The 10,894-nt window shown below is 46.6% G+C and carries 8 protein-coding genes; 4 read left to right on the top strand and 4 right to left on the bottom strand.

The genetic code is table 11. From position 1 onward, the window contains the following. Positions 1-485 precede the first annotated feature (485 nt). A complete protein-coding gene (locus PY990_RS16035; protein ID WP_159568597.1) occupies positions 486-827 on the top strand; it encodes a hypothetical protein in 342 nt (113 codons plus the stop codon). A 6-nt stretch (positions 828-833) separates the two neighbouring features. Here the strand turns inward: PY990_RS16035 and PY990_RS16030 are convergent, their stop codons facing one another. From PY990_RS16030 to PY990_RS16020, 3 genes are read right to left on the bottom strand one after another with little or no spacing between them, the layout of a single operon-like run. Beyond that, a complete protein-coding gene (locus PY990_RS16030; RefSeq protein WP_275272464.1) occupies positions 834-1,631 on the bottom strand; it encodes a hypothetical protein in 798 nt (265 codons plus the stop codon). After that, positions 1,628-4,327 carry a site-specific integrase gene (locus PY990_RS16025; RefSeq protein ID WP_275272463.1) on the bottom strand — a complete coding sequence of 900 codons (2,700 nt, stop codon included), beginning with the start codon at positions 4,325-4,327 and terminating at the stop codon, positions 1,628-1,630. Before PY990_RS16025 ends, PY990_RS16030 begins: the two co-directional genes overlap by 4 nt. An 8-nt stretch (positions 4,328-4,335) precedes the next feature. Further along, positions 4,336-6,282 (bottom strand): hypothetical protein, encoded by a 1,947-nt coding sequence (locus PY990_RS16020; RefSeq protein ID WP_275272462.1) that lies wholly within the window; start codon positions 6,280-6,282, stop codon positions 4,336-4,338. A 1,717-nt stretch (positions 6,283-7,999) separates the two neighbouring features. Here PY990_RS16020 and PY990_RS16015 point away from each other — a divergent pair. From PY990_RS16015 to PY990_RS16005, 3 genes are all read left to right on the top strand, one after another. Beyond that, positions 8,000-8,344, top strand: a complete 345-nt coding sequence (locus PY990_RS16015) for a hypothetical protein (RefSeq protein WP_275272461.1) — start codon at positions 8,000-8,002, stop codon at positions 8,342-8,344. A 348-nt stretch (positions 8,345-8,692) separates the two neighbouring features. Continuing rightward, positions 8,693-9,379: a tetratricopeptide repeat protein gene (locus PY990_RS16010; protein WP_275272460.1), complete on the top strand. Its 687-nt coding sequence runs from the start codon at positions 8,693-8,695 to the stop codon at positions 9,377-9,379. A 6-nt stretch (positions 9,380-9,385) separates the two neighbouring features. After that, positions 9,386-9,877, top strand: a complete 492-nt coding sequence (locus tag PY990_RS16005; RefSeq protein ID WP_275272459.1) for a DUF695 domain-containing protein — start codon at positions 9,386-9,388, stop codon at positions 9,875-9,877. A 158-nt stretch (positions 9,878-10,035) separates the two neighbouring features. On the opposite strand, the gene PY990_RS16000 is transcribed toward PY990_RS16005, so the two are convergent. Beyond that, a complete protein-coding gene (locus PY990_RS16000; RefSeq protein WP_275272458.1) occupies positions 10,036-10,758 on the bottom strand; it encodes a hypothetical protein in 723 nt (240 codons plus the stop codon). Positions 10,759-10,894 lie beyond the last annotated feature (136 nt).

The following is a 10,894-nucleotide window of genomic DNA, read 5'->3' as shown; positions in this document are numbered from 1 at the left end:
AGTTTCAACCAGAATACGCAACTGCGCGCCAATTGCGGCCTTTTTGCATACGTTTTGCAAAGCCAACCGAAACTTTTGTACAGGGTGGCCTGAAGGTGTTCGAGCTTGTTTCTCCGGGTTTTGGGAGTTCAGCAAACTGCGGCCTGGTGATGAGGGATTGTTAGAAGACGCGCGGGAACTGATGTTGTTGGTTGGACAGATCCTCGAGGCGCATGGTTTTCAGAAGGTTCCAGACTTCATTCGGGCCAATGAAAAGTACTTTCTCATGGCTGCTCTTGATCGACACAGGGAATGCTGATCACAAAGGCGCTAGCAGTGCTAGATGTTCCACACAGGAGACATACTTCTGTGTGGATTTTTCCTTTGTAAAAACGGAATCGGGGATAGGTTACAAAGCTCTGTTGGGCAGACTCGGTAATTTTCTGATGGACGATGGAAAGCAGATCGCATAATATAAATACTGTTTTTATATACAGCTTTTAATTATGCTCTTTAACCTCACTCTGCTTCGCGAACGCGGCAAACGCTTGGAATCACCCCCGGTAATTCATGATGATGGGGTGATCAAAAGCAACCACGACGGCAAATTCATGTCGTTGAGCGTGAATTCCTACTACGGCGGGGTGAGTCGAGCACCAGGCCTTTATGAAGCAAAATTGATGAAATTCAATGCTGATGAAATCGTATTCCTAGGCTTCGAAACGGTCGAGGGCCGAGCCTATGTGCAGGAATGGAAGTTAACACCATCGAAGGTGTCATCAACATGGCATGTCGTGAGAAATGAGGAGGTGCAGACGCATCACACCCAGCGATTGATGGATGCGTAGACTGTCTCATTCATCAATTAGCTGCTCGATTGCTGCACTGTCCACCTTTAGCTTTCCATTTCGTTCTTTGAGGGTAGCTCTACAAATAAATTGAGCAGGTTGCCCACTGCGCAGCAGCTTTTCGAATCGATCGAGGTAATTATGATCATCGTCGAAGAGATATGTTGGCCGAAACGTCAACTTAAATCCACGTTGATTCACTCTTACTGGATTCGTTTTGTTCCAGCGCACCGACTCAAGGACAACACATTGACGACCTTTAAATCTTACTGTCGCCCGAAAACTAAGCTGATGTTCGGTATCGGGACCTTTTTGCTCAAAAATTTTCACGCTGTGGTTATTCGCTAAGGATTCCTTCGTCCGGCGTGAATCAAACAAGGCGCGTAGAATGGAAAGCGCTTGATACTCTTGTGGAGACAAGGACTTAAGCGGCTTGAGTTGCTGGGCCTGTAGCAGCGTTTCCAGCATCATCGGAAGCCTCGCGAACTCCTCAAGGCAGCTTTTTAGAATAGCCTCAAGCTTTAGAGCACGATCAGCCTCAAATTGCAACTGAAGTTGCCGAGACGAGATAAGGACTGGTTGGTAAAAAACCTCCTCCCGATTCGTACTAGGATTTAATCGATTTTCCAACGCACCAGAAATTGTAAGCTCAGGTAGCAGCGAAAAAACGGGCGACAGGACAGCGCGGACTTTTCGATCAATTTCCTCAAAATCACGGCTATGTAACTCATTAATGAACTTGCTGATCTTCAATGGCCAAAGCCAATCTAGCGGGATCGCAATTTTTTCAATTGAACGCCTCATAACTTCCCCCTTTGGTGAATATCCCAAACAACTACCTGACAAAAAAGAGCCGCCTGCAAACAAATTCCAATCGCCGCCCTGTTGCCGGGCCTTGATTCTCTTGCGGTTACACCGCTAACCAGCGCATTGCTTTTGCCGTTGAACGTTTTTGACGTTGATCGCAAATCTGGTTTGAAGACATGTAGTCTCACCTGCTTTCTTGCACTGCCTTTGCAATAACTCACTCGTGGTGCGCGGAGATAGGTGTATTTGAATAGATTAATTAGCTGGTCACTGTCACTTTGATTTACAAGCACTCCAACTTCAAAACTGCATTGCTCGGGTTCTACCCCTGACGATTTCAGAAAAGCGATGAGCTTTTTGAAACGTGGATCATTTGGCGGAACAACAAGGTTTCGTGATGTAAATATTTCACGGAGATAAAAATAGTCTTCTTGCTGATTGAAAGCACCAGAAGCCAGCGCAAGCAACATGGCTTCAGTCGTGCGACGAAAACCATGACTGAATGCTTTCACCAAATGAGTGAGATAACGCAGCTCATCCGGGTACAGTGCAGACACCGATTCAAATCGACCGTACTGCCCAAGCACCCAATAAATCTGATTCCAAGTTTTGTTATCAATCCCGAACTGCTGCATGAGCCGTGCCGGATCAATCCCATCGACGTCTGTAAGGGCACACGCAATCTTAAAAACATCCACAGGTTTCAAATCCGCTGCAGTTTTGCTCACTGGCCAGAGTTCGTCAAAACTTGGAAATTGAATTAAGGATTGATCAAAAGGCGGTGAAGTTTCTTTCGCGTTGTTCCGGTAAATCAACCTCGCATGAGATTGACCGGTGGATAAGCCACGAGAATTTCCGCGCCGAACTGTCGATTTATAAGTGTTAATGCTTGCGGCACTCAACCACACCCGGAAGTCCCACGATGGCAGGTATTCGCGCGGGATCGATCCCCATAAATTTCTCGCAGCAAGGGCGATTAAATGATCCACGCAATGTGTGTAGGTGGTCCATGATGTGCAGTAACTCAAATGACCTAGATCTGCCGCAATCGCAAAAACTGGATTTGGATGTTGTAGATATTGTGAACGGCCGCTAAAAAGTTGCCAAAACTCGGAGGTCGCTTTTGCGTGCGAGAGCCAATGAAAACGCGCGCCTGGTTCACCTGTTACTAGTTTGAGAATTCCGTTCAGAGTGGCACGGAACGTTGCGCTGCGATACACGTCTTCAGTTTCATAATTTCCCCACAAAGATGCTTTGGAATCTGCTCGATCAATGTTGATCCGATACGTCAAGAATTGCAAAAGTAGCCGTGCTTGATCTAAGGGAATACGCACGGTACGCTCGCCTGCGTCGGATTTACTGTGTCGGATATTCACCAACAATGATTGCTCGAGCTCGGATATCTGAAAATCCCGAATCTCGAGTCGCAATAATTCACCGATACGCAATCTCACCAATGTCGCCAAAACAAAGGCTACAGAACAATTCACGGAAAGGATTCGATCAGGAATAGTTCGAGCTTGCTGAATTGCCTTACTAATTTCGCTTGGCCAAATGACTTCAGCCTCAATCATCCCCTTGTAGCCTTTCATGTAGGCAATGTCCGTTTCGATCAGGTAAACATCCGCCAAATATCGTTTGAATACATCCATCCCAGCATTAAGCTGTGGAGCTGATGAGCCAGCTACGTCCGAAATAGTTGGAAGCTCAGACTCTTTTAAGTGTTGAGTTACAAAGTCAAAGACAGACAACTGTGGATTCACACCCTCCAACAAATGACGAAAAACAAGTCGCGCGTACTGTTCGATAGTGCTCGGCTTGAGTATTGACTTGTGCCTTGAACCATAAACGATCAAATAACGAACCCAGTCGAGATACATATAGCCAACGGTATCCGGATCCACAAGTCGAATAACATCGGTATCGATTTGAATCAGAATTGAGTTCTTGGACGCAAAACCCCTTGTAACGTCCCTAAGCCGATCTTGCATCTGGTGGGCAAACCACCAATCAGAATTCTCGACCTGACGGCTTCGTTCTCCTAAAGCTGGGTAATCATTGATTTCATCTACATCGGCTTGAAATGTATGTTCAAGACCGTTAGCCCTTTTAAACACTCGTTCTTCTAACGATTCGTATTCCAAGAACCCGGCAACTGACGCGAACACCACGGGGGGTAAATACTGCTTTGTCACAAGCGCAAACCCACCTACAAAACTTTCAAAGCTCTCCTCACCCCAGAACCATTTATCAATCTGGGTCAGTGTTTTCTCGACATCAAGTTCATTAACGCCAAGATCATCGTAGTGCTTGGTGATCAGACGACTTGTGGCAGCACTTATTAAAACGTTCATCACTAATCCGTCTTCGAGCACCACAGACACGCGGCCTTCAACAGCGAATTTATCCACGGAGTTTGCTGCGATCGTACGGACCACTGCTTCGAGTAGATCAAGCCGCAGAACCAGGTCATTGACGAATAGGCTTACCAGTAATCGCTCAGGAACATTTAGGACCTGAAGTTCCTTTGTCTGAAGGCGTTTCCATCTATCAATAAACATTTTCCCAAGGAATGCCTTATGGGGTCTGATGCTAACAATCAGGTCGCGTAGGACATTTGTAGATGCGTAGAAATAGTCATCAACTAAGGTCGTCCTACGATCCCCCTTACTGAATTTAATCAAGCGACTCATCGCAAGCCTCAACCTCGAAGACCCGACAATGGGAGTATGTTTAGCTGCCTTAATAAGTCTTCGGTGCCACGAACTACACCTGCTGCGGATTGTTCGGGGGAAAGGTCAACTCCCATGTTATTGCTGGATTGAAAGATCGATCCGTGTCGCGAAAGTCGATTGATCTCCACCCTTTTTAGGTTGCAAAGATGAGACTGAACCAAGTGGCGACCGAAATTCGGTGGCAAATCAAAGCCACATTGCTTAAGCGCATCAGAAAGGTGTGTTGATCCCAACTGGCTGAGACCATTTCGGGTTATACGAAACAACAGCGGCTCAGAAGAGCCTACCTCTAGAATTTTTGTGATGTTGTTAGGTATCTTCTCAGAGCATTCCTGTTCTCGAGCTTTCCCGCGAAGTTGCACAAGATGTTCGATATAAAGATCCAGCTGGGTTTTTACAATTTCACCAAACGGGACCTCGACGAATTCGGTCACCTGATGGCTGTCTTTGTCATTAAAGACCACGAAATCGGTCCCAATTGAGCAACGCTTGAGTGGATAACTTTGCGCGGGACGCAGCGCCAATGCGATTGAACACATGAATGCAGTCGCAATCGCGAATGCGTTGTGAAACGTCGCAAGCTCAGGCCACTTCGCATTCATGGTGGGTCTTAGCGCTTCGACTTGTGTTGTTAAGGCGCCCCAGGCCTGGGCTACGTTCTCTTTCCTAACTTGGGCAAGCGAACCAAATCCTCGGGTGGAGCCGACATCAATGGATACCGTTGGTATCCTAAACGACGCAAATACCGAAGAGAACAATGTTGCCGCATCCCTCTGTTTTACTTTTCTGTAATAAGCAGGTCCACGCGACAACAAGCGTGGATCGCTGAATGCGAATGCAGCCAGCACATCATCACCACACCTATGTATAGCTTCAATGGATAATCGATTGCGCAGATCTGTTATCTCAGGGTGCTCTCGATTAATGTCATCCTCAGAAACCCCAATCAACTCGCCAAGATTCCTTGCATCAGGGTTTTTGATCAATGCAAGCTGCAGTGGATCTTTTAGTGCCTGAGCAATTGGCTTTGCCAAATACCACTCATCTGCTTTCCGGTTTGAGTCAGCGTCCACGCGTGCGTTAGGCATAAACAGTGATCGATTCGTGTAGATGAGTGACTCTCGAACCGATAGCCAGTGAAAAGCGCCGGGCTCAGGCCAACACGGTAAAGCCACGGTGAGACCGGGTGGGCAATTAATATGTAGCGACAAGAGCTCACAAATTGATGGACCATCGCCCTGCCTGGCACGTTCCTGAACTTGCGCGCTGACTTCAATCAATGTCTCTTGCGAGAAACGAGCGTGGTTCAGTAAGACTCGTCTTCTTTGCAAGTCGTGCTCGTCATGCAAACGCATTTGATAAGCCTGCAAGCGATCAAGCGGTGATCGCACCGAGCCTTCAACCAAAAGGTCCAATACCTTTGCAGATTGGGACGTGGCTCTTTTTAAGGCATTTTCAACCTGGAAATCACCACTAAACGAAAGCTCTTCGAGGGGATCTCGTTTTACATGTTTGCTTAGAATTTGAATCAGCGTTTTAGGGTGATAATCCCCAAGGTACATCGCTGTTAACACCAGCGCGAGATCTAACTTCTGAGAATCATTTACCCGGTCATACGCCATTAAGCATGATAACGGCCCTTGCCCTGGAACAAGTTTGACTCCCAAGTCCTTCGACGGAAGGCACTCCAGACGATACTTAATTTTAGCGAGAACAAAGCCTGCCTCAAGCAGCTTTGGAAAATCTAAAAGTTTGCTCGCCACTTGCTCAAAAGCGTCGATCAGGTTTTGGACTGCACGGTCAAGATCTGCCGCGCAATGTGCCAAACCAAACACTTTGATAAACCTCGAGAGGTCATGATCAGCGATGATTTGTTCGATCGATTCGTCTGTGAAAACTTTTGAATTTTCCATCTACATTCCCTGCTGCCCGAAGGTCGTTATAGGGAATGGTTTCACAGTCACGAAAAAAAGTTTTCGGAGAAACGGCCTTTTTTTGGGGCTTTCGGCGGTGAACTCTACTTAGCAACCCGTTACAAGGAAATTTTTGAGACTAAAAATGTCCAAGAACAGCTGGGCTATTCAGGTCGGTCGCTGAAACTCTATAGTAAGCGGCAATTCCATGGTCGAAGTTCCACTGGGAGTGGAAATCAAAATTACAACCTTATCGGTGATCAAATCCGAGAATCTTTGGTAGCCTGGGCCACATATACACCGCTCCAATAATGGCTACAGGCAACCCTACATACAGCAGCGCGTCGTTTTCAGAAACATCCAATGAGTACATCACCAGAATCGCCGCAACTGTTCCGTAACATCCCCCAGTGAAGATTGCACCACAAGAAACAGTTATCCACTTCCGCATGAAACGCAGGTAGTTCATATTGTTCATCGAAGACCGTTATCCGGGTTATATTCACACGTCCTCAACCACACAGCCCCCATCAGCCGAGACAATTTTCATCACAGCCAGACATTGGACAAGACCGCACCGCAATTGAATCAAAGCGGCAAAATTAGGGGTTTCTGATCAGTTCTCATATCTAGGCATAGATTAACGAACCGGATGCTTGGACGCAATCTATTGCTTAGCTTCAATGTCAATCAGGCATTCAAGTTCAGGGTACGCATTTTCTCCGTGATTTTTCTTGCTCGTGAGGTCTTCAGTAAATTCACGAAGTTCGTCTGCTTCCCAATACAACCCAGTAGGCCGTTCGATGCCAATTGAATCTCCGCGATATCTCGTCGCTTGGGAACAAAGATCACAGTCCAGTACACGCTAGCAATTTGCTTACCTAGTTGCTCGATCGGATCAACCGACTTAGCGGCGAACATGTCTAGATGAAACACGATTAGCCAACAGACGGCTTTTTACTTATCCAGAACAGCAATTCCCTCGCAAGTCAACACTGCAAGGAATAACCACTTTTCCCCGCGAAAGCGTGGGGTGCTTTTTGATGCTGATCTGCGCGCCTTACGAATATTCGGTAACGTTCCCCCGTACGGCACCTATAGCCACCTGAAAAAATTCGGGATCATCTTCTTGGTTCACCATTTGTTAGCGAATAGACAGTGTTTATTTTTCATCCGGTTTATGTAATTCTTTGTAAACTGACATTGCCGTTATTGTTAGATAAATTAAGTTAGACTTTTTATAACGATATGTTCTTCGTCGAGTTACTCATACTGTTTTGCTTTCCTCTTCTACTCGCCTGTAGCGCGTCCTATCTGACTTGGAACGCGTTGTCACGGCCAGTGCTCTTCCTCGTTATCGCCACTGTAGCTCTTTACCTTGTCTACGCTACGTCAATGTGGCTGCTGGACCCCGGTCCTGTGGGCTACTCCCTGGTTGTACGGGAGCCAGGCGAGGCTCATACATCAGAACAGTGGTTCTCAATGCTATCGCCATACAAGGTTCCCTTTCTCGTTTTCTCATTTGCAGCAATTCCCGTGCTGGCGATCCTACTGCGAGCATTCAAGAAGGGCATGCGCTGATGAGGTCTAACTGGTTGCTGAACCGGAGCGCCAACGGCGGGCCTCCAAACCCGAGCCGAAGGCACGCTGTACATTTTCACCGGCCCTGGCTTGGCGTCTCGCCTTCGTCGCCCGGTTACATCAAACATTACAAGTCATGATCTACGCCTTTGCCACCGATGACTGCTCTCTCAATGTCTTTGATTCCGAAAAAGACGCAATCTCCTATTGCGAGGGCTTCGATGTGTCTCAAGGCAATTGGGTATTTTTTGGCAACGATGGTGGGTCTCTTGAAGTGCATTTCGACACCCAGGCCTCTCAGGTAGGCATATTTGTGTCGAATGGCAGCTATTACCTTCGCCGTGCCGACAACGCATCCCCCAGCGATCTCATCAGATTGCTTCCGCGTATCGCTAGTGTTGAAAGCCAAGGCTGCCCAAGTTCTGTTGCAGAGGTAAAAAGACTTCTAACAATCGCTTCCAACGCTAAGGCGCAGTTATGAAACTTACTGTTATTGGCGCATATCAGTTCTTTTTTGGTATTGGCGTTGGCAGGTTTGCTTTTCGGAAAAAGTTTAGCTCGGCGCATAACCTGGATGCCGTCTCGCGACTCCCATTAGTTTGGAGCGACCTATCAAAAGAGTGAGTCCTAAAAAATAGACAAACCTTAGCTGGGAGTTGTCCAGGATAGGCAGGGTAGTCCAGTTCCATGAGCTTGAATACAAAAAAGCATTACCCTTCTCGCAAAGGCGACGAAGCAATCAACCCAAAACGGCTCTTTTCTTTGAAAATAAGAAACTTAAGATCTGTAAAATTCAAATTAAACTTCAAGTTGCACGTTTGGAGCAAAAATGCAGCTAGCGACGATTGCACTCTTAGCACTTGCCTCACCCGCTAACGATATCAAAGCGCCCAGCGTTGCGGACTGTGAAAACGCCTATTCTGATGTGATTGTTCAAAATTACGAACCTCCGCTGCAAACTTTAAAGTTATGCGCAGCAAATCAGAAGTTCGACGCTGTTTCCCGTAGCAGGTATCACCTGGGCAGGGCTTGGGCACTCCAGGGCCTCGGCCGCCTCAACGAAGCCATTGCCGAGATGGAGTTGTCCTTCACTCTCCCCAATCCACCTTACCGACTTCAGATTGTTAACTACGCAACAATGCTTCGCTCTGCAGGACGATTAGAGGACAGTTTAAAGGCCATTATTGAGCGGGGGGAGGAAGTCGACAAGGCAGAGGGCGAAGGTCCCTCCATGATGATTCAGTATCACAAAGGATGGACTCTTCAGGAGATGGGGCGACACCGGGAAGCGATTAAGGCTTTCACGGCAGGCATACCACACCAGATCGACTATCCGTTTGTTTACTTAAGCCGCGCCGCCTCATATTCTGCGATAAATGATCGAGAATCGGCAAAGGCCGATATGCGCAAGTTCTCTGAGTACTTCACAAACGATTGGCGCAAATACGCTTCAGCGAAGGAGCTTTCTGAGTACCGCAAGCAGCTCATTGATCACGGGCTTAAGCCAAGTTGGTAAAGTGGTATGAATAAATTAATCGCGATATGTATGGCAGTAATTCTCTCTATGGCAGCAAACGCTGAAGACGAATCAGGAATAATTGGGCGTGCTTATGAAGACGGAATGCCTGTGATATACAAGTTTGTCAATGAGCTGCCGGAAGACAAGGTAAGGTCAAGCTTGACCTGGTTTACGGTCATTTCATGGGAGTACGACGGTTCATCAAATAACGGGATGCCGTTGCATAACGATAATCAAGCAATGATTGCCTTGGAAGATGCCATCGAAGAACTCATTGAGAATGGGCACCGTCTACGCCATGCCTACAGCCGAACTGGAAATAATCTGAAAGAACTCTGCTACTACATTAACGATCAAGACCAGTTCTTGGAGGCTTTAAACAAATCGTTAAGCAACCACCCGCGCTACCCCATTGAAATCAACTTTTATCAGGACGATGAGTGGGATGATTTCAGAAGGTTATTAAATGATTTTACCAAAGTCTCAAAGAACTAAATTTCTTAGCTTACTTCTGCACATTAATGTCAGCCAACATCAAGCCAAGCCGGATGGCCGAGCATGTCGATCAACCAAACAAGCCTTCCGGTGTTCTATGATCAGTAAAGTAGCCTAGACAGGAGATATGCACTTAAAAACACTCATCTAAAAAGAGCTTAATTTGTGGGAACAGAAAGATCCAACTTGCCAGCCTTATTCTGCTTCAGTTCCAGTGTCCTTGATTCTATTTGAAGGTCCTGAATTGCAACCAAACCCTCTGTATTGAATTTAAAGTCATCAGGACATGGACCAGAGCAGTCATACACATAGTCGATGTTTAGATCGAGTCGCTCAAATTTTGGCTCACCTCGATACGCCTCATAGTGTTGATAGATGTCAGCACGAGAAATTCGATCCTCAGCCTTCTGCGAACGAACGATCAGCTTGGGTCGGTCTCTTCCATAGAAATTACCGATATCCTTTAACACCCTAGTAGTGAAGTCCTTCCCATGCATTTCGTGTGACCAAACATACGCTCTGGCCGACACCTCCGCCAACCTTGGACATAAGGTTCTTTGATCGTCGAGTTTGAAACAGGGATTCCCGGCGAACGAAAAGTCGAGATCTTTGTATAGGCGCATAACTATGTTCAGCCTAAGCTCATTCTTATCTTTTGAATCCAGATACATGGGTACCACTGGAACACCTAACATGCCAACTGAAGAAAATCGAAGGGTCGGAACAAGAGAAACCCTCAAATCAACTGCATCTGTTTTTACAGATTGGAAGACTTCCGTGTTTGAACCTGGGGTTGAATAAATGTCATTGACCGCATAGGTGGAGCATCCGCCGATAAGCAACACCAAGAAGATCCCAAATGACTTCAAACAACCTTCCATGAGTTTTTTCCTCTTTTGTGACTTCAAGGAGTTTTAATTTTAATTTGTTTGCTTAAATCCTATTGGCAGCATCTTATCGGACAAGCCCAATAGCAAGGAAAATTACTGGGTAGTCCAAATATTAGCCGGGAGTTGT

Origin of the sequence: Limnobacter olei, from assembly GCF_029087225.1 — a bacterium.
GTDB lineage: Bacteria > Pseudomonadota > Gammaproteobacteria > Burkholderiales > Burkholderiaceae_B > Limnobacter > Limnobacter olei.
The sequence above is the reverse complement of the archived record's forward strand: the minus strand, read 5'-3'. Positions and strand labels throughout refer to the sequence as shown.

What these genes read in the sequence shown, in the direction of transcription:
- PY990_RS16035 (WP_159568597.1), top strand. Translation starts at nt 486, where the DNA reads ATGCTCTTTAACCTCACTCTGCTTCGCGAACGCGGCAAACGCTTGGAA.
- PY990_RS16010 (WP_275272460.1), top strand. Translation starts at nt 8,693, where the DNA reads ATGCAGCTAGCGACGATTGCACTCTTAGCACTTGCCTCACCCGCTAAC.
- PY990_RS16000 (WP_275272458.1), bottom strand. Translation starts at nt 10,758, where the DNA reads ATGGAAGGTTGTTTGAAGTCATTTGGGATCTTCTTGGTGTTGCTTATC.
- PY990_RS16015 (WP_275272461.1), top strand. Translation starts at nt 8,000, where the DNA reads ATGATCTACGCCTTTGCCACCGATGACTGCTCTCTCAATGTCTTTGAT.
- PY990_RS16030 (WP_275272464.1), bottom strand. Translation starts at nt 1,631, where the DNA reads ATGAGGCGTTCAATTGAAAAAATTGCGATCCCGCTAGATTGGCTTTGG.
- PY990_RS16005 (WP_275272459.1), top strand. Translation starts at nt 9,386, where the DNA reads ATGAATAAATTAATCGCGATATGTATGGCAGTAATTCTCTCTATGGCA.
- PY990_RS16025 (WP_275272463.1), bottom strand. Translation starts at nt 4,327, where the DNA reads ATGAGTCGCTTGATTAAATTCAGTAAGGGGGATCGTAGGACGACCTTA.
- PY990_RS16020 (WP_275272462.1), bottom strand. Translation starts at nt 6,282, where the DNA reads ATGGAAAATTCAAAAGTTTTCACAGACGAATCGATCGAACAAATCATC.